14 protein-coding genes are annotated in these 17,950 nt (G+C 69.2%); 9 read left to right on the top strand and 5 right to left on the bottom strand.

Features of this window, described 5'->3' with window-relative positions; all coding sequences use genetic code 11:
• Positions 1–87: 87 nt before the first annotated feature.
• Complete coding sequence (locus tag BUF17_RS16980; protein WP_073630892.1) at positions 88–1,353, bottom strand: glycosyltransferase; 1,266 nt, start codon at positions 1,351–1,353, stop codon at positions 88–90.
• Positions 1,353–2,903 (bottom strand): MFS transporter, encoded by a 1,551-nt coding sequence (locus BUF17_RS16975; protein ID WP_084564819.1) that lies wholly within the window; start codon positions 2,901–2,903, stop codon positions 1,353–1,355. Before BUF17_RS16975 ends, BUF17_RS16980 begins: the two co-directional genes overlap by 1 nt.
• Positions 2,904–3,236: 333 nt before the next feature.
• Here BUF17_RS16975 and hxlB point away from each other — a divergent pair, with 333 nt between their 5' ends.
• Positions 3,237–3,788 carry a 6-phospho-3-hexuloisomerase gene (hxlB, locus tag BUF17_RS16970; RefSeq protein ID WP_073630888.1) on the top strand — a complete coding sequence of 184 codons (552 nt, stop codon included), beginning with the start codon at positions 3,237–3,239 and terminating at the stop codon, positions 3,786–3,788.
• Between the two features lie 218 nt (positions 3,789–4,006).
• Positions 4,007–5,440, top strand: coding sequence for an SGNH/GDSL hydrolase family protein (locus tag BUF17_RS22660; protein WP_139282568.1), 1,434 nt, complete (start codon positions 4,007–4,009; stop codon positions 5,438–5,440).
• Positions 5,441–5,558: 118 nt separating this feature from the next.
• Here the strand turns inward: BUF17_RS22660 and gcvPB are convergent, their stop codons facing one another.
• Positions 5,559–7,136 (bottom strand): aminomethyl-transferring glycine dehydrogenase subunit GcvPB, encoded by a 1,578-nt coding sequence (gene gcvPB / locus BUF17_RS16960; RefSeq protein WP_073630884.1) that lies wholly within the window; start codon positions 7,134–7,136, stop codon positions 5,559–5,561.
• On the bottom strand, positions 7,133–8,533 hold the full coding sequence (gene gcvPA, locus BUF17_RS16955; RefSeq protein ID WP_073630882.1) for an aminomethyl-transferring glycine dehydrogenase subunit GcvPA: 1,401 nt from the start codon (positions 8,531–8,533) through the stop codon (positions 7,133–7,135). The genes gcvPB and gcvPA overlap by 4 nt, the downstream gene beginning before the upstream one ends.
• A 217-nt stretch (positions 8,534–8,750) precedes the next feature.
• On the opposite strand from gcvPA, the gene BUF17_RS16950 reads away from it, so the two are divergent.
• The gene (locus BUF17_RS16950) at positions 8,751–9,911 is read left to right on the top strand and encodes an ATP-NAD kinase family protein (protein WP_073630880.1); all 1,161 of its coding nucleotides are present in this window, start codon (positions 8,751–8,753) and stop codon (positions 9,909–9,911) included.
• Here BUF17_RS16950 and mocR read toward each other — a convergent pair.
• Entirely contained in the window at positions 9,892–11,481 is a 1,590-nt protein-coding gene (gene mocR / locus BUF17_RS16945; RefSeq protein WP_084564817.1) for a rhizopine catabolism transcriptional regulator MocR, read from the bottom strand. The genes BUF17_RS16950 and mocR overlap by 20 nt on opposite strands.
• A 92-nt stretch (positions 11,482–11,573) precedes the next feature.
• Here mocR and iolE point away from each other — a divergent pair, with 92 nt between their 5' ends.
• From iolE to BUF17_RS16915, 6 genes are all read left to right on the top strand, one after another.
• Positions 11,574–12,473: a myo-inosose-2 dehydratase gene (gene iolE / locus BUF17_RS16940; RefSeq protein WP_073630981.1), complete on the top strand. Its 900-nt coding sequence runs from the start codon at positions 11,574–11,576 to the stop codon at positions 12,471–12,473.
• Positions 12,474–12,483: 10 nt separating this feature from the next.
• Positions 12,484–13,386, top strand: a complete 903-nt coding sequence (locus BUF17_RS16935) for a ChbG/HpnK family deacetylase (RefSeq protein WP_073630878.1) — start codon at positions 12,484–12,486, stop codon at positions 13,384–13,386.
• A gap of 85 nt (positions 13,387–13,471) precedes the next feature.
• Entirely contained in the window at positions 13,472–14,458 is a 987-nt protein-coding gene (locus tag BUF17_RS16930) for a rhizopine catabolism ABC transporter substrate-binding protein (RefSeq protein ID WP_073630876.1), read from the top strand.
• Positions 14,459–14,648: 190 nt separating this feature from the next.
• Positions 14,649–15,767, top strand: a complete 1,119-nt coding sequence (locus BUF17_RS16925) for an ABC transporter permease (RefSeq protein WP_175563727.1) — start codon at positions 14,649–14,651, stop codon at positions 15,765–15,767.
• Positions 15,767–16,594: an ATP-binding cassette domain-containing protein gene (locus BUF17_RS16920; protein ID WP_073630872.1), complete on the top strand. Its 828-nt coding sequence runs from the start codon at positions 15,767–15,769 to the stop codon at positions 16,592–16,594. Before BUF17_RS16925 ends, BUF17_RS16920 begins: the two co-directional genes overlap by 1 nt.
• A gap of 105 nt (positions 16,595–16,699) precedes the next feature.
• Positions 16,700–17,833 (top strand): Gfo/Idh/MocA family protein, encoded by a 1,134-nt coding sequence (locus BUF17_RS16915; protein ID WP_073630870.1) that lies wholly within the window; start codon positions 16,700–16,702, stop codon positions 17,831–17,833.
• Positions 17,834–17,950: the final 117 nt, after the last annotated feature.

Below are 17,950 nucleotides of genomic sequence, written 5' to 3'. Positions count from 1 at the left end.
GTGAAGTCTGGCGCGCCCGAAGGCCCCCCGGAGCTGCGGGAGCCCCTCGGCGGGCGGCGCGGATGCGGAACAGCGGGCGCGGCATCGTCATCCGGCGGCGCCGACCGCCGGCTCGTGCCGGGCCATGGCTTCGATGGCATCCGCCGTGCGCGCAATGTCCGCCTCCGGGTCCATGGAGGCGGCCACCGCCTTGGCGCGGGCGGCCATGGCCGTGTCGGCGAGAACGGCGCGCAGGCTGCGTTCGAGGCTCGCGCGGTTGACGCGCCTGCGGTCCAGCACCGCGCCGACGCCCATCCGGCGCAGGCGCTCGGCATTGTCCGGCTGGTCGAAGCCGACGGGGATGGTCAGCACCGGCACGCCCGCGCGCAGGGCCTCGGCGCAGCCGCCCACTCCGCCGTGCTGCACGATCGCCGCCGCATAGGGAAAGACGCTGGCGTGCGGGGCGTAGCCGAGCGCCAGAACCCGGTCCGCCGGCGCGCGCGGCGGCGGCTTGTCGCCCATCAGCAAGATCGCCCGCCGGCCGAGGGCGAGCGCCGCGTCGGCGGCCACCTGATAGAAGTCCTCGGCGAGATGCACCACGGTGGTGCCGAGCGTGAACACCACCGGCGCCGCCCCCGCCTCCAGGAAGGCCCTGAGGCGCGCAGCGGTCTCCGGAGCCGGCGTCTGGGCGAGGAAGGGAAAGCCCGTCTGCACCGAGGCCGCCGGCCAGTCGCGTTGTTTTGCACCGAAGGCGGGCGGGAACAGCGCCAGAACCAGATGCGGCGAGAACTTGCCCTCGACCACGACGTCGCCCGTGCCCACCCTCAGTTCCTGCTGAAAGGCGATGAGGGGGCTGGCCCAGCTGTTGGTCGCGCGGCGGACGAAGTTGAGCAGCACGCGCTGCGGCCATAGGCCGAGATGGCGCAGATGATAGCCCGCCGGAAACCACGCGAGCACGCACGGGTCGAGCGCCGACATCATCGTGGTGGGCGAAAGCATGGCGTTCGCCCACGGCAGGTCGAGCTTCGCCGCCACCAGCGGTGCCACATAGAGGAGTTCCCCCGCCACCAGCGCATCGGCGCCCTGTGCGGCGGCGAGCAGGTCGGCGTAGGTCTCGCGCACATGGGGAAAGATGGTCTCGTCGAACAGCCGCTTTCCGCCATGCACCGGGTCGCCGAAGATGCGGGTCAGCACCTGCGGCGGAAAATCGGGCCGCAGCGGATGGAAGGGCAGGCCGAGCGCCGTGACGCGCGCCGCGTGGGCGGCGGGGGCGGCAATGGCGGGGGCGTGGCCGCGGGCCCGCAGCGCCTGCGCCATCGCGAGCATGGGGAACAGGTCCCCCAGCGATCCGAGCGAGGCGAAGACAATGCGCATCAGGCCGTCTCCCTCCCGGTCCGACGTGTCGCGGGCGAGGGGCGGCGCATCATGAGCACCGCCGCGCACAGCGCGAGGGCGAGCATGCCCGCCCCCACATGATAGCCGTCGGAGATGCTGAGCGCGGCGCTCGCGCGCAGGGCCGAGGCGACCGCTGGCCACTGTTCCGCCAGCGTGTGCACGGCGGCGTCCTTGCCATAGATGGCGTCCGCCATGAGCGCTTCGAGCTGCACGCGCGCGGGGCCTTCCGGCGCCGCGTCCGCGGCGATGGAGAGGAAACGGCCCCGCTCCATGGCCACCACCACGGTGCCGATGGCCGCCATGCCGATGGCGCCGCCGAGCTGGCGGACCGTATCGAGGGCGCCGAACGCCCGGCCGCGCCGGCTTTCCGCCACCTGCCCGGTGCCATCGGTGTAGGTCTGCGACAGCGACAGGCCCATGCCGGCGCCGGTCATGAACAGCGCGGGCGCCATGAAGGCGAAGTCCATCCTTGGCAGCGCCTGGATTTCCAGAATGAAGCCCGCCGTCGCCAGTGCGAGCCCCGCCACCACCGGCACCTTCACCCCGTAGCGGTCGTAGAGCACGCCCGAGAGCGGCGCGCATGCCATCATCGGGGCGAGGAACAGCAGCATGGCGAGGCCGGATTCCAGCGGCGCGAAATGCAGCACGCGCTGCAGATAGATGGCGCCGTAGGCGGATTGCCCGACGATGGCGCACTGGGCGCAGAACAATACGATGCCGTCCGCGCAGAACTGCCGCTGCGTGAACAGGCGCACGTCCACGAGCGGGTCGGCCGAGCGCGCCTGGATGACCGCGAACACCGCGAGCAGCAGGGTTCCGCCCGCCACCAGCGAAAGCGTCAGGGGCGAGGTCCAGCCCCAGGCGTGGCTCTGCTGCAGACCGAGCACGATCGGGCCCAGCGCCGCCGCCAGAAGCACGCTCTCGGCCGGCCGGAACACGCCGCTGCGCGGACTTGCGGCGGCGGCCCCCGCCGCGCGCAGCAGCAGGAGAACGGCAGCGGCGAGCGGCAGGTTGACGAAGAAGGCCCAGCGCCAGCCGCCGGCCTGCACCACCGCCCCGCAGACGATGGGGCCGACCACCATGGCGAGCCCGCCGAGGCCGGTATAGAGCCCCATGGCCCGTCCCCGTTCCGCGGGGCCGAAGGCCTCGGTGGCCAGCAGCGCCGCCGCCGGGGCCATCAGGATGTTGCCCAGCCCCTCCATGGTGCGGCCGCACAAAAGCATGGGCAGATCGAGCGCGAGGCCGCTCACCGCCGAGCCCGCCGCGAACAGCGCGACGCCGAGGCGGAACACCCGCGCCCGGCCATAGACGTCGGCGAGCCGCCCGCCGGTCGCGATCGCCACCGCCAGCGTGAGCGCGTAGAGGGTGATGATCCACTGCTGGCTGCCCTGGCTCAGCAGCAGGTCGCGCTGGATCGAGGGCAGCGCCACGGCGGTGCCGGTGGCGTCGATCATGATCATGCCCAGCGCGCCGGCGGTCGCGAACACGGTGCACCAGCGCTGCCGGCTGTCTGTCGACGCGACACTCATGCGCAACCCCGTGGAAGCGATCGCCCTGCGGCGGAAATTCCGGCGATGACGGTAAGATACGCCGCGACTTTCCTGTGCGGGTTGCGCCTTGTCCAGAGCCCGGCCGGGGTCCGATCAATTATCGCCGGGCTTGACAGAACGAACCTCCGGGGAGGCGCAGCCGGCACCATCCGTTCGGGGCGGTAGCCGAAAATTATGGACTTCGGGGATGATGTCGTGCCCGGGTCATCCGGTGCCGCCCGGACGACCCGACGCCAGAGCGTCCGCAGCGGCTCGACATCCATAATCCAGCGCCGGAAACAGGCGCGACGCGCTCACCGGGAGGAGCACACGATGACAAGCATGTACAGGACGGCCCTCGAAGAACTGGCCGCTCCGCTCGACCGCATCGACGAGGCCGCTGTCGACCGCGCCGTCGAGACCATCGCCGCCGCCCGGCACATCACCGTCTATGCGGGCGGCCGGGAGGGGCTCCAGATCCGCGGCTTCGCCATGCGGCTGTTCCACCTCGGGCTGTCGGTCTCCGTGGTCGGCGACATGACGACGCCGGCGATCGGCAAGGGCGACCTGTTCCTCAACGTCTGCGGCCCCGGCGAGATTTCGACGGCCGTGGCGCTGGTGGGCGTGGCCCGCAATGCCGGCGCCCGGGTTCTGGTCATCACCGCCCAGCCCCAGGGCCGGGTCCCGCAGATGGCCGACGAGGTCCTCGTGCTGCCCGCCCAGACGATGGCCGACGATCAGGGCGCCAAGGTCTCGCTGCTGCCGATGGGATCGGTGTTCGAAGGCAGCCTGTTCGTGCTGTTCGAGGTGATGATCCTCAAGCTGAAGGCGCGCCTCGACATCTCCGCCGAACGCATGCGCGCCAATCACACCAACATGGAATAACCCGCCGGCGACACCGGCTGCGGGGCCGGGATCGGGAAAACCTGCGGGTGCAGGCTCCCCGGTGCCGGCCGGTTTCCATGGCATGACGGCGCCCCCAGCATGGCGGGCTGCGATACGCCTGTTCCCCATGGCGACGCGAAATGTCGTTGCATTTCACACCATTCGTTACACTCTACTTAAAGGAGAAAAATGCACCCTAAATGGGCGGAGAACATCCTATGCGCGAAATGGAAAAAACAAACACAAGCCTGGTCTTCCGGATCGGTGGCTACGAGGAAGCTCGCTATTACGGCCTGCGGAACGGCGCCGATCCCGCCAATTTCGAGTACAAGGTATTAGTAGAAGGCGACTCGTGGGCAAATATTCTCTATCCATGGTCAGAATATTTCTTCGGATACAATGAGGCATTTCCGAATTTTATCGAAAGAGATCCAAGATTTTACTATAGGAACATCGGATGGCCGGGAGACACACTCGAAGACATCGTCAGAAGCTCCCATGCTCCCGATGGTAGAAAGGGAGCGGATTCAGGCCTCTATCAACCGATCCGGAGCGGAATCTTCGATTTTCTGGTGTTCTCTGGCGGAGGCAACGACTTCCTAGGCGGAGGCCAGCTTGAGTGTTTCCTGAACCCCTATCGGGCAGGAACGACAGACCCTTGGGAATGCCTGGATAGAGCTAAGGTCGACGGGATATACGATAAAATTAGAGACCAATATCTCCAGATTATAAGTCTCGTGAATGTCTCATCCCCGCAGACGAAAATACTCCTTCATGGGTACGATCACGCCATTCCGAAAAGCGGCGGACGCTGGCTAGGAGTGCCCTTCACTTCAAAGGGATACACGCCGGAATTGCCACTGTGCTCGTACATCATCGCAGTCCTCGTGGATCGCATGTACGATTTGCTTGGGGAAATCGCGGCATCCAACAAGGCGGTCCGTGTCGTCGACGTCCGGGGGCTCTGCAGCAATCACTGGCACGACGAACTCCATCCCGACCGTGTCGCGGCGCGGGCGATCGCCGACAAATTCATCGGCGAGATGGTGTCGGCCCGCTACTACGATGCCCATTCGGTCGTGAATGTGATCGGCGAGGGGGATGGAGACTGTATTCCCGCGCTGATCGAGCTTGGCAGTCGAACGGAGACGATCGCAGCCGTGCATGCAAAAGCGGCGGGCTATATGGAGGGCAGCGGCTTCACCTTTCCGACGCGATCCTGTGCCGCGACGCTGAGCGCATTCCTCCAGATGTCCGGCATCGACATCAAGACCGAACGCGGAGCGGGCGCGCTGGCGTCGATGCTGAAAAAACGGGGCTGGGGCGTCGTGGACGTCGGCCACCAGAAGCCGGGCGATGTCGGGGTGACCATCAGCAGTCTGCCGCCTCCCGGGCCGGATCACATCTATCTCGTCGTCGAAACCCACAACTCCGACCGGATGACGATCGCAGACAATCAGGCGCCGGATCCGCATGAGCGTTTTGCGAGCGGAAGGGGCAAGACCCCCACCGACTATTTCCTGCGGGCCCCTGGCTTCCGCGTCGCAGGTTTCGGCGCGTTCGATAACGGCGAAGAGCTGCGATCCGTCGACTACGCCTCATATCCGTTCGAGGACGAAGATACGAACGATCTCGCTGGCGCCGCAGAGTAGCGACGGCGAAGAACGGGCGACGCCTGCAGACGCGTCTGAGCATAGGCCGGTCCAGAAAGCGGGCGTTGCCCGACCGGCCCGGCCGATTCCTTCGAGACCGCCGCGTGACAGCGCTCGTTCAGGCGACCGCCTTTGCCGTGCCGTGCTTGCGCCGGTAGGCCTTCCAGGTCATGGCCCAGTGCGCGGGGTCTTCCAGCGGGCCGGCCTTGATCTGGTGGACGGCCTGGTTGTGGGGGGCGCTGCGGATGGTGTCGGGATCGGAATAGGCTTCCGCGACGATGGCGGCCAGCACCGCGATCCAGGTGTCGAGGTCCTCCTTCGACCACATCTCGCCGGCCTCCGGCGTGAACGGCTGCGGCACGATCCACGGCTCGTGGGACAGCCAGAAGGCGTCGATGCCGTAATCCACCATGCGGTTCTGCACGTCGACCGCGCTGATGCCGGTGTCCTCGAACAGCTTGCCGAGGCTGAAGCGCGTCATCTCCATACGCCACAGGTCGATGTCCGGGTGGGAGCGCGTCACCCCGGGGATCTTCAGGATCTCGTGCTCCATGTAGTTGTTGCCGAGCACGGACAAATCCGCCGCCTCGCGGATGCCCTCGGCGCCGAGCGAGCGCGCCCAGGCATAGGCCTTCATCACCACCGGCACGTTGCCGAGGAACTCGCGCACCTTGCCGACGCTCTCGGCCCGGTCGAAATCGAGGTGGTAGCGGTCGCCGTCGAACGTCACCACCGGCTTCGGCAGGAACGACGCCAGCTCCGCGCTGCATCCGTAGGCGCCCACCGCCGGCCCGCCGCCGCCCTTCGGGGCGCCGAAGGTCTTGTGCAGCATGTACATGCAGGCGTCGAAGCCGAGTTCGCGGGCGCGGATGCGCCCCATCACGCCGTTGAAGTTGGCGTGGTCGTAGAAGCACAGGCCGCCGGCTTCGTGGACGAGGCGGACCCATTCCTTGATGTGGGGATTGTAGAGGCCCATGTCGTCGGGATTGTTGATCATCAGCGCGGCGGTCCGCGGCGAGATCGCCGCCTTCAGCGCCTCCACGGAGGGGTAGCCGTTCTCCTCCAGCGGCAGGGTGATGATCTTGAACCCGGCGGTCGCGGCGGTGGCCGGATTGCAGGGATGGGCCTGGATCGAGGTGATGATCTCGTCGCGCTGGCCGAGTTCGCCGCGCGCGGCGAGCCAGGCCCGCGTCACGCAGGCGTGGGTATAGGCCGCATCGGCCCCGCCCGCCGCCTGGAACACGAACTGGTCCATGCCGGAAAGCTCGCGCAGGATCAGGTCGAGCCCGTGGATGATTTCGAGAACGCCCTGCAGCGTCTCTTCCGGCTGGAGCGGATGCACCTCGGCGAGTTCCGGCCGCGCCGCCAGCGCCTCGTTGAGGCGGGCGTTGTATTTCATGGTGCAGGTGCCGAACAGGCTGATGCCCATCATGCCCAGCGTTTCCTGCGACAGGTGCAGATAGTGCCGCAGCACGTCGGGCTCCGACATTTCCGGCAGCGCCGGCGGCACGGCGCGGCGCATCCCGGCCGGCACCAGCCCGTCGGAAGCGGCACCGGAAGCAGCCTCGGAAGCGGCCCCGGCGGCGGGCTTCGGGAACACCACGCCACGGCGGCCGGGATGGCCCATTTCCATCACCACCGGCTCGTCCCAGACGGCGGCGTGATAGCGCGGAAGCTTGGGGGCGGTTCCGGTCATTGCGCGGCGATCTCCGAAAGGGCCTGCACGAGGCGGTCGATGTCGGCTGCGGCGTGGATCTCGGTCACGGCATAGAGCGCCGCCTGGCCGAGTTCGGGCAGGATGGGGGAAAGGTCGTGGCCGCCGAAGATGCCGCGTCCGGCGAGCGCCCGGTTGATCTCGGCGACCGTCTTTCCGGTGCCGCTGAAATCGACGACGAATTCCTTGAAGAAGCCGGCGGGGAAGCGCACCGCGACGCCGGGCACCGAGGCGATCCGCCCGGCGGCATGGTGGGCCTGCGCGATGATCAGGTCGCCGACCTCGCGGAAGCCCTCGGGGCCCATCAGGCTCATATAGGCCGCGTTGGCGATCGCCCAGAGATAGACCGAGTTGCCGGTCCAGTCCTTGCCGTTCTCGCGCGAGCCGTAGGAGGACTGGTGCATCAGCGCGAGGCCGAAGCCGTGTTCGCCCGGCACGATGGTCTCGGCGATGGAAACCAGCAGGGCGGGATATTCGCGCGCGTAGCGCTCCTCGTCGCGGCTGGCGATGAAGCCGCCGGTGCCGCCGCCGCAGTTCATGTGGATGCCGAGCGGCTGGGTGGTGCCGACCACGATGTCGGCGCCGTAGGCCGACGGCGGCGCGAGAATGCCGAGCGAAATCGGGTCGACCCCGACGATGAACTCGGCACCGGCCGCATGGGCGATTTCGGCAATGGTCGCGGCGTCGGCTTCGATCGTCCCGAGATAGTTCGGGGTCTCCAGATAGACCGCGGCCGTCCTGTCCGAGATCTTCGCCTTGAGATCGGCGAGGTCGATGCGGCCGGTCGCCGGGTCGTAGCCAACCTCGACCACCGCGATGTGGTTCGGCATGGCCGCCGGCTCGCAATAATTGTCGATCACGGAGCGCCGCTCCGGGCAGAGGATGCGCGGCACCAGCACCTCGCGGCGGCCGGTGAGGCGCGCGGCCATGCGGATGGCGTGGCCGGCGGCACAGCCCCAGCTGTAGACCGGCAGGCTCACGATCTCCATGTCGACGAGTTCGCCGAGCTGGCTGGTGAATTCGAACCAGGCCTGATTTCGGCCGTGGTCCGAGGCCGTGGTGCCCCAGACCGGCGTCAGGAACTCGCTGCGGCGGGCGATCTCGTCGCAGATCGCCGGAACGTGGTGCTGCCAGCATCCGCCGCCGAGAAAGCTGAGGTTCGCCTCGCAGTCGGCGTTCTTGCGCAGGATCTGGCGCAGGTGTCGGCTGAGCTCCACCTCCGAGGGCATCGCCGGCGGCAGCGAAAGCGGCCGCGCCATGCGGTGGTCGGCCGGAATCTGCTCGAACAGCTCCTCGACGGTCTCGGCGCCGATGCGCTCGAGCATCGCCTGCTTGATGGCGGGCACCGAGTTGCCCATGAACGGATGGGGAAAGGTCATGACGCCTCGCACGCTGTGGGGCCGGCCGGGGTGAGCGAACTTTGCCGGCCTTGGCGAAGCGCGTCAATGGATTGTTCGCATAACGAACAAAAGTTATCATACCGCACAAACCGCTTCTCTCGACCGACCTTTCCGGACGCAGCGGTTTGGATAATCGATTTGGAACAACGATGATCGGCCGGTGCTCCACCCTCGCGCGCCGAACAGGTGTACGGTCATGATTGAGCCCGCAGACGCCCCGCCGCGACGCGTGGGCGTGGTGGTCAACCCGCTCGCCGGTCTCGGCGGCGCCGTGGGGCTCAAGGGCTCCGACGGACCCGGCATCGTGCAGGAGGCGCTGGCGCGCGGTGCCCGCCCCGGCGCCGGCGGCCGAGCCGCGGCGGCGCTGAAGATGCTCGCCGGCACCTCCGCGACCGTCGTCACCGCAGCCGGCGCGATGGGCGCTGATGCCTGCCGCGCCGCCGGCCTCGACGCCACGACCGTGTTCACGCCTACGCCCGGCGTCACCGGGGCCGCGGAGACCCGTGCCGCCGTTGCCCGTTTCCTCGACGAGGGCGTCGACCTCATCCTGTTCGCTGGCGGCGACGGTACCGCCCGCGATATCGCCGCAATCGTGGGCACGCGGGTGCCCCTCGTCGGCATCCCGGCGGGGGTGAAGATGTATTCCGGCGTGTTCGCGGTCTCCCCGGTCCATGCCGGACAACTCGCCGCGCGGCTCCTGTCCGGCGATCCGGCGGCCGGGCGGACGCGGGAGGCCGAGATCCTCGACATCGACGAGGACAGCCTGCGCCGGGGCCGGCCGGCGACCCGGCTGTTCGGCTACGGCCGGGTGCCCCTCGATGGCGCGATCCAGCCGGTCAAGGCGGCGATGCCGGTGAGCGAGGACGCCGAGACCGCGGCGCTCTGCCGGGTGCTGGCGCGGGCGATGCAGCCGGACGTGCTCCACATCGTCGGGCCGGGCTCCACCATGCAGGGCCTGCTCGCCGCCATGGGGATCGAGGGGACGCTCCTCGGCGTCGATCTCGTCCGCGACGGCACCCTCGTCGCCGCCGATGTCGGCGAGGCCGACATCCTCGCCCATCTCGACGCGCGCGCGGGGATGGGTGCAATGCGCGCTCATGCGCGCATCCATGTGGGCATCATAGGGGGCAATGGGTGTCTATTCGGGCGCGGTAACCAGCCAATAAGCGCGCAGGTGCTCGCCCGGATCGGTCCCTCCAACGTCACGGCCGTCGCCCCGCCCTCCAAGCTCGCCACCATCGGGCCGCAGGGCCTGTTCGTCGACACCGGCGACCCGGACGTCGACCGGCAGTTCGCCGGCTACCTGCGCATCGAAACCGCCCCCGGCCGCAGCACCGTCATGCGCGTGCGCGGCTGAGCCCGCCGCCGCCCCGGCCGGGGGAAAGGGCGCGGAAAACGTCGCGCAGCACGGCGATGCCCCGGCACATGGCGGCCTCGTCGGCGCCGGCATAGCCGAGCAGAAGGCCCTGCCGCGGGGTGCCGTGGCGGTACTGGATCGACAGCGGCGAGACGTTGACGCCGCGCGCCTGCGCGGCCGCGGCGACCGCGCGGTCCTCCAGCCCCTCGGCAAGGAGGCCGACCATCTGGATGCCGCTGTCGCCCGCCATCAGCGTCATCCAGTCGGCGAGCTCGGCGGCACAGGCGAGGCGGAATTCCTGCCGGCGCGCCGCATAGATGCGCCGCATCCGCCGCAGGTGGCGCGCCATGTGGCCCTCGGCGATGAAGTCCGCGAGCGCAGCCTGCAGAATCAGCGGCGCGAACTGGCCGGTGATGCTGATCGCGCGCGCGATTCCCTCGTGAAGTGCCGGGGGCAGCACCATGAAGCCCAGCCTGAGCGCAGGAAACAGGATCTTGGCGAAGGTGCCGACATAGATCACCCGCCCCGAGCGGTCGAGGCCCTGCATCGCCGGGATCGGCTGGCCCTGGAAGCGGTATTCGCCGTCGAAATCGTCCTCCACGATCCACGCTTCCCGCGCCTCCGCGATCTCCAGAAGCCGCAGGCGCTGCTCCATCCGCATGGTGGCGCCGAGCGGGTGGTGGCAGGAGGGCGTGACGTAGGCGAGACGAACGTCGGCCCGGCGCGGCAGATCGAGCTGCCAGCCATCGGCATCGACGCCGAGCGGCACGAGCCGCGCCCCGGCGGCGGTGAACGCGGCCTGTGCGCCGTAATAGCCGGGCTCCTCCATCCAGACGTCCTCCCCGGGATCGACGAGAAGCCGCGCCAGAAGGTCGAGCGCGGCCTGGGCGCCCGTCGTCACCACGATCTGCTCCGGGGTGCAGCGCACGCCGCGCGCGGTCTTGAGGTAGGCGGCGATGGCCTGCCGCAGGTCGGGGTGACCGGTGACGTGGTAGGTGCCGAACAGCGAGGTCCGCGCGAAGCGGGCGCGGCGGGCGATCAGCTTGCCCCAGGTCGCGAACGGAAAGCTCGCCGCATCCGGCATCCCGGGGTGGAGCGCGTGCTGTCCCGGCGTGCCGTGATGGGCCGGCTGCGACATCATCAGCGCGCCGCGGCGGGACAGCGCCCGGGCGGGAGGCGGCGGCGCGCCGGTTTCCGCCGGAGAAAGCGCCGAGATCGGCAGATCCACCACCACCGGCCGGGCGCCGACACGGGTCGCCACGTAGCCCTCCGTGCCGAGCTGGTCGTAGGCCGCGGTGACGGTGTTGCGCGCGATTGCGAGATCGGCTGCGAGCGTGCGGGTGGAGGGCAGGGCGGAGCCGGCGACGAGCACCCCCTGCTCGATCAGGCTCCTGAGCGCGGCATAGAGCTGCCGGTGCAGCGGGGTCGCGGCCGCGCGGTCGAGCATCAGGGCTTCGAGGGGAAAGCTCTCCGGCACGATCTCGCCCACTGTGCCGCTGCCGTCCGCCGGGACGGCTTCCAGGCGGCGCCGATGGTGAGGGGAGCCCGCCCGGTCGTCAACTGGCACCATCAAACTCATCGAAACTGGCACTCGCGAGGGAGACGGATCGGCCTAGGATGAGGCGCAAGAAAGCGTTTTCGGACAGCACGCGAGCGTCGGACATGAGCGTCAGAATCGGCATCAACCCCATCACCTGGTCGAACGACGACGTGCCGTCGCTCGGCGGCGACACCCCGCTCGAGGTCTGCCTGTCGCAGACGCGGGAAGCCGGCTTCAGCGGCGCGGAACTCGGCGGCAAGTTTCCCCGCGAACCGGAGGCGCTCGCGGCCGTTCTCGGCCGCTACGGGCTGGACCTCGTTTCCGGCTGGTACGACGGCCGCATCGCCGAGCGCGAGGTGGAGGCGGAATTCGAGGCGGTGCTGCCGCATCTTTCGCTGCTGAAGGCGCTGGGTGCCGAGCGGGTGGTCTATGCGGACACGTCGCTCGGCCGCCACGACGGCATCTTCCGCCCGATCTCCGACCGGCCGCAGCTTCCCGCCGACCAATGGGCTGCCTACGGTGCCAAGCTGACGGCGCTCGCCGAGCGCATGGCGGACTTCGGCGTCGGCATGGCGTTCCATCACCACATGGGCACCATCGTCGAGACCGACGCCGAGATCGACGCCCTCATGACCCACACCGGCGAGGCCGTCGGCCTGCTCTACGACACCGGCCACTGCGCCTTCTCCGGCGGCGATCCGGCGGCGCTTCTCGCGCGGCATGTCGCCCGCGTCGTGCATGTCCACTGCAAGGACGTGCGGCCGGACATGCTGGCGCGGGCGCGCGCCGAGGACATGAGCTTCATGGGCGCGGTGCTGGAGGGCATCTTCACCGTTCCGGGCGACGGCTCCATCGACTATCCGGCGCTGCTGCGCCGCCTCGCCGACAACGGCTACCGGGGCTGGCTGGTGGTCGAGGCCGAACAGGACCCGGCCAAGGCCCATCCGCTGACCTACGCCACGCTCGGCTATCGCAACCTCAAGGCCGCAGCCGAAGAGGCGGGCTTCACGGTCGAGCCCTGAGGAGGCGGCGATGGCGACCGCGACGGCAACACCCCCCGAGCCGCGGATCGTCGTCAACATCGACGATCTCGGCATGTGCCACGGCGCCAATGCGGCGTTCCTGGAACTCGCCCGGCTTGGACGCTGCGATTCCGGCTCGGTGATGGTGCCGTGCCCCTGGTTCCTGGAGATCGCCGAGGAAGGTCGGTCCAACGCCGCGCTCGCCCTCGGCGTCCACCTCACCATCACCGCCGAGAAGCGGCACTACCGCTGGCGGCCGCTGACCGCGCCCGGCCGCGCCTCCGGCCTCGTCGATGGTGACGGCTATCTTTGGGGCAGCGTTGCAGAGGTTCGCCGCCATGCCGCGCCGGAAGCGGTGGAGGCGGAGATGCGGGCGCAGATCGAGGCGTTCCTCGCCGCGGGCCTGAAGCCCACCCATTTCGATGCCCATCAGGCCGCGGCGCTGGCCCCCGAATTCGCCGCGATCTATCTCGCGCTCGCGGCCGAATACGGCGTGCCGGTCATGGTGCCGGGATCGCTCGACGCCTACGGCCCGGTCCACAATCTCGCCGGCGTCGATCCGGCGTTCTACCGCGAGATGGCCGAGGGCTTCGCCGCGGCCGGCGGCATTCCGGCCGACCGGGTGCTGGAGACGCCCTGGCATCGGGACACCACGCCCGCCGAGCGCTACGGCGCGCTGTTCGCGGCCATCGGTCCGGGCGTCACCTTCATGGCGCTCCATGCCAACGCCCCCGGCGAGATCGAGGCGATCGAGCCCGCGACGGCGGCGATCCGCACCGAGGAGTTCGCGTTCCTGCGCGGCGGGGAGAGCGCCGCGTGGTTCAGGAGCGTCGCCCCCTTCCGCTGCACGCTGGCCGATCTCGCCGGCCGCGGCCAGTCCACCGATACCGCGAGGTACGCGGCGCCATCCTGAGGAAACCGGCCCCGCTCCGTCCCTGCGGTCGGAGCGGAAAGCCGGCACGATACCGCAGGCAAAGAACGAACAGAGGGACACAACGATGAAGAGGATGCTCGAAGGCGCCGTCCGCGGCGCCCTGGTCGCGGCCGCGCTGGCGGCCACCGCTTCGCTCGCCGCGGTCGCCCCGGCGGCGGCCCAGGTAAAGAAGCCGCAGGACGTGCGGATCGTCTTCGTCACCCACGGACAGGCGAACGACAACTACTGGACTGTCGTGAAGAACGGCATGAAGGCCGCCTCCGACGCTCTTGGCGTCAAGGTCGACTATCAGGCCCCGGCCAGCTTCGACGTCGTGAAGATGGGACAGATGATCGAGGCCGCGACCGCCTCCAGCCCGGACGGGCTCGTGGTCTCCATCCCCGACGCCACGGCCCTCGAAGCCCCCATCAAGGCGGCCAAGGCCGCGGGCATCCCGGTCGTCGTCATCGACAGCGGCGAGGACCAGGTGAAGCCATGGGGCCTCGACCTCTTCGTCGGGGGCGGCTCGGAATACCAGAACGGCCTGAAGTCCGGCGAGATCCTCGGCGAGGCAGGCGTCAAGGAAGCGGTCTGCGTCAACCACGAGGTCGGCAACGTCAGCCAGGACCAGCGCTGCCAGGGCCTTTCGGACGGCCTCGCCAAGAGCGGCGGCAAGACCGACGTCATCGCCGTGACGCTCGATCCGACCGACGCCACCCGCCGCATCGAGGGCTATATGGCCTCGCACCCGAACGTCGACGGCATGATGATGCTGGGCACCACGCTGGCCGGTCCGATCCTGCAGATGCTCGACGAACGCGGCCTCGGCGGCAAGCTCAAGATCGGCGCCTACGACATCTCGCCGGAAGTGCTCGACGCCATTTCCAGCGGCAAGATGCTCTTCACCATCGACAGCCAGCAGTACCTGATGGGCTACCTGCCGGTCGTGCTGCTTGCCGGCAAGGCCATGTACAAGACCCTGCCGACCGAAGCCGTGCGCACCGGCCCCTCCATCATCACCAAGGCAGAAGCCGGCGCCGTGAAGTCGCTGAGCGAGGAAGGCATCCGCTGAGACGGCGGCGGTCGCGACGGGCGGCCGCCGGTTCCTGCCCCGGTTCCAGCCAAAGGCAGGGTCGCCCGGATCGGGAGGGATCCGGGCGGAGAACCGACCGGGCTTCAAGCACATAATCTGGAGCGGGCCTCCTGCGGACGGGCTTCGTCGGGTTCCGCGCTTCGGGGAGGGGAGAACAACGGGAATGACCATGGGAACAGCGGTACCGGCAGAGCCGCACAGCCCTCAGATGCAGCCCAGCCGGATGCGGCGGCTCGTCAGCCGCGCGCTCCGGCGGCCTGAACTCGGGGCGCTCGGCGCGACCATCTTCGTGTTTGCCGCCTTCGGGCTGACGGCCGGCGGGAGCGGCCTGTTCAGCGTGCTCGGCATCACCAACTTCCTCCAGGTGTCGGCCCAGCTCGGCATCCTCGCCGCCGCGGTCGCGCTCCTGATGATCGGCGGCGAGTTCGACCTGTCGCTCGGTTCGATGATCGGCTTTTCCGGCATCGTCATCGGCCTCTGCGTCACCGAATTCGGCCTGCCGCTCTGGGTCGGCATTCTCGCGGCCTTCGCTGCGGCGGTCCTGGTCGGAACGGCGAACGGCATTCTGGTGATGCGCACCAACCTGCCGTCGTTCATCGTCACGCTCGCCGGCTACTTCGTCCTGCGCGGCCTCTCGCTGGCCGTCACCCGCACGCTGACCGGCCGCACCCAGATCCCCTACATCACCAAGGGCGCGGACGAGCCGTTCGTGATCTGGCTGTTCGGCGGCAAGTTCGCCACCGGCCTGTTCCAGTGGCTCGGCAACATTGGCATCATTCCGCTGCGGCCGGACGGGGTTCCCATCGTCCAGGGCCTGCCGATGTCGGTGGCGTGGTGGCTCGCCATCACGGCGCTGGCGACCTGGGTGCTGGTGCGCACGCGGTTCGGCAACTGGATCTTCGCCGTCGGCGGCGACCTCCAGGCGGCGCGCAATGTCGGCGTGCCGGTGGCGCGGGTGAAGATCCTGCTGTTCATCGCCACAGCCTGCTCGGCGGCGCTGTTCGCTACCATCCAGGTGCTGGAGGCGGGCTCCGCCGACACCCTGCGCGGGACTCAGAAGGAGTTCGAGGCGGTGATCGCGGCGGTCATCGGCGGCAACCTGCTCTCCGGCGGCTACGGTTCCGCCATCGGCGCGATGTTCGGCTCGCTGGTGTTCGGCACGGTGGAGATGGGCATCTTCTATACCGGCATCGACAGCGACTGGTTCATGGTCTTCCTCGGCCTGATGGTGCTGATCGCGGTGCTCTTCAACAACTATGTGCGCCGCAAGGCGACGGAGGGCCGGTGATGACGGGCGACATTTCGCAGACGGCGCCGATCCTCGAACTCGATCATGTCGGCAAGGCGTTCGGCATCGTCGTCGCGCTGCAGGACATCTCCATCGCCGTCCGACCCGGCGAGGTGCACTGCCTGCTCGGCGACAACGGCGCCGGCAAGTCGACGCTCATCAAGATGCTCGCCGGCGTCCACCAGCCGACTTCAGGCGAGATGCGCGTCGACGGCGTGCCGACGGTGTTCGACAACCCGCGCCAGGCGCTCGACAAGGGCATCGCCACCGTCTTCCAGGATCTGGCGATGATCCCGCTGATGTCGATCACGCGGAACTTCTTCCTCGGTCGCGAGCCGACCCGCGGCCGCTTCATCACGCGGCGGCTCGACATGAAGAAGGCAAACGAGATCGTCCATGACGAACTCAACCGCATGGGCATCAACGTGCGCGACCCGGAGCAGGCGGTCGGAACGCTTTCCGGCGGCGAGCGGCAGTGCGTGGCGATCGCCCGCGCCGTCTATCACGGTGCGCGGGTGCTGATCCTCGACGAGCCGACCTCGGCGCTCGGCGTCCATCAGGCCTCGATCGTGCTGCGCTACATCGCGCAGGCGCGCTCAAGGGGGATCGGCGTGGTGTTCATCACCCACAACATCCATCACGCCTATCCCATCGGCGACGTGTTCACGCTGCTCAACCGCGGCCGCGTGCACGGCACCTTCCGCAAGGCAGAGATCACCGAGACCGAGGTGCTGGAACTGATGGCGGGCCGCCGCGACCTGCAGCACCTGCAGGCGGAGCTCGCGCGGATACCCGCCGCCGCGCCACCGGGCGCCGCGGCTCACTGACCGCAGCCCTCATCCGCCCCGATGCCCGCAGGGCCGCCCGATGCGGCGGCCCTTCTTTGCAACGCCGGCCCTCGCGTGCCGGCCCGCACACCCGGAACCCCTGAGATGACTCGTTTGAAGGTCGGCGTCGCCGGCGGCGGCTTGATCGCGCAGGTCGAGCACATCCCCAACCTGCTGGCGCTGAAGGACAGGTTCGCGCTCGTCGGCGTGAGCGACCCCTCCGCGACGGTCCGCGAGGCGCTCGCGGCCCGGTTCGGCGTCGCCACGGTGCCGGACGCAGCCGATCTGATCGGTCTCGGCCTCGATGCCCTGGTGATCGCCGCCCCGGACCCATGGCACGGGACGCTTGCGGCATCTGCGCTCGCCGCCGGCATCCACGTCTTCTGCGAGAAGCCGCTGTGCTACGGCGTCGCCGAGATCGACGGGCTGATCGAGGCGCAGGAAAAGTCCGGCGCCGTGCTCCAGGTCGGCTACATGAAGCGCTTCGACCCGAGCTACGTGACGGCGCTCGATCTCGTGCGCGGACGGGGGGAGCGGCTGCGCTATCTGTCGGTCGAGGTGCATGACCCGGATGCCGGTCCGTTCGTCGGCCATCACCCGCTCGTCGCCGGCAGCGACGTTCCGGAGGCGCTGATCGCGGCCACCGCCCGCCGCCGGCGCGAGCAGATCGAGGCGGCGCTGGGCTTCGTGCCGGACGACACGGTGTTCCGCGGCTTCGCCTCCGCCTACAGCTCGGCGCTGGTGCACGACGTCAACGCCGTGCATGGCCTGCTCGACGCGATGGAGCTGGAGACCGGCGATGTCCGCGGCGCCGCGCTGTTCGCCGGCGGCGCCGGTGGGCAGGGCGCGGTTGCGCTTCGGGGTGGCGCCGCGCTCTGGACCATGACCCACGTGGAGGTGCCGGGCGTCGGCGACTATTCCGAACGCATCAGCCTCTATTTCGACGACGAGATCGTGGAGCTGGTGTTCCCCGCGCCCTATCTCAATCACCATCCGACGCGGCTCGTCGTGCGGCGCAATGCCGGCAGCCAAGTGGAGGCGACGGAGATCCGTTCCGGCTACGAGGAGGCGTTCGTTCGCGAGCTCGAAGGGTTCTGGCGGGCGGTCGTCGAGGGCGGCCCCAATCGCAACCCGGCAACCGATGCCCGCCGCGATCAGGCGCTTCTCGTCGCGCTCGCGCGGACGGCGGCCGGCGAGGCACCCGCGCAGGTGGTGACGCGGCCAGCGCTCGCGGGATGACACCGCGCCGGAGCTTGCCGGCAGCCGGCCACGGCAAGGTGCCGGTCACCTCGGTGCCGGCGACCCGCCGGGACGGAGTTCGTCCTCTCCGCTTCCGGCCGAAGGCGGCATTGGGTA

Source organism: Pseudoxanthobacter soli DSM 19599 (genome assembly GCF_900148505.1).
Taxonomy (GTDB): domain Bacteria; phylum Pseudomonadota; class Alphaproteobacteria; order Rhizobiales; family Segnochrobactraceae; genus Pseudoxanthobacter; species Pseudoxanthobacter soli.
This window is presented reverse-complemented; position numbering and strand designations above follow the sequence as displayed.

Excerpts from the sequence above, each read along its gene's own strand:
- BUF17_RS16980 (WP_073630892.1), bottom strand. The coding sequence starts at position 1,353 with ATGCGCATTGTCTTCGCCTCGCTCGGATCGCTGGGGGACCTGTTCCCC.
- BUF17_RS22660 (WP_139282568.1), top strand. The coding sequence starts at position 4,007 with ATGCGCGAAATGGAAAAAACAAACACAAGCCTGGTCTTCCGGATCGGT.
- gcvPA (WP_073630882.1), bottom strand. The coding sequence starts at position 8,533 with ATGACCTTTCCCCATCCGTTCATGGGCAACTCGGTGCCCGCCATCAAG.
- gcvPB (WP_073630884.1), bottom strand. The coding sequence starts at position 7,136 with ATGACCGGAACCGCCCCCAAGCTTCCGCGCTATCACGCCGCCGTCTGG.
- hxlB (WP_073630888.1), top strand. The coding sequence starts at position 3,237 with ATGACAAGCATGTACAGGACGGCCCTCGAAGAACTGGCCGCTCCGCTC.
- mocR (WP_084564817.1), bottom strand. The coding sequence starts at position 11,481 with ATGGTGCCAGTTGACGACCGGGCGGGCTCCCCTCACCATCGGCGCCGC.
- BUF17_RS16930 (WP_073630876.1), top strand. The coding sequence starts at position 13,472 with ATGAAGAGGATGCTCGAAGGCGCCGTCCGCGGCGCCCTGGTCGCGGCC.
- BUF17_RS16950 (WP_073630880.1), top strand. The coding sequence starts at position 8,751 with ATGATTGAGCCCGCAGACGCCCCGCCGCGACGCGTGGGCGTGGTGGTC.
- BUF17_RS16935 (WP_073630878.1), top strand. The coding sequence starts at position 12,484 with ATGGCGACCGCGACGGCAACACCCCCCGAGCCGCGGATCGTCGTCAAC.
- BUF17_RS16925 (WP_175563727.1), top strand. The coding sequence starts at position 14,649 with ATGGGAACAGCGGTACCGGCAGAGCCGCACAGCCCTCAGATGCAGCCC.
- BUF17_RS16920 (WP_073630872.1), top strand. The coding sequence starts at position 15,767 with ATGACGGGCGACATTTCGCAGACGGCGCCGATCCTCGAACTCGATCAT.
- BUF17_RS16915 (WP_073630870.1), top strand. The coding sequence starts at position 16,700 with ATGACTCGTTTGAAGGTCGGCGTCGCCGGCGGCGGCTTGATCGCGCAG.
- iolE (WP_073630981.1), top strand. The coding sequence starts at position 11,574 with ATGAGCGTCAGAATCGGCATCAACCCCATCACCTGGTCGAACGACGAC.
- BUF17_RS16975 (WP_084564819.1), bottom strand. The coding sequence starts at position 2,903 with ATGAGTGTCGCGTCGACAGACAGCCGGCAGCGCTGGTGCACCGTGTTC.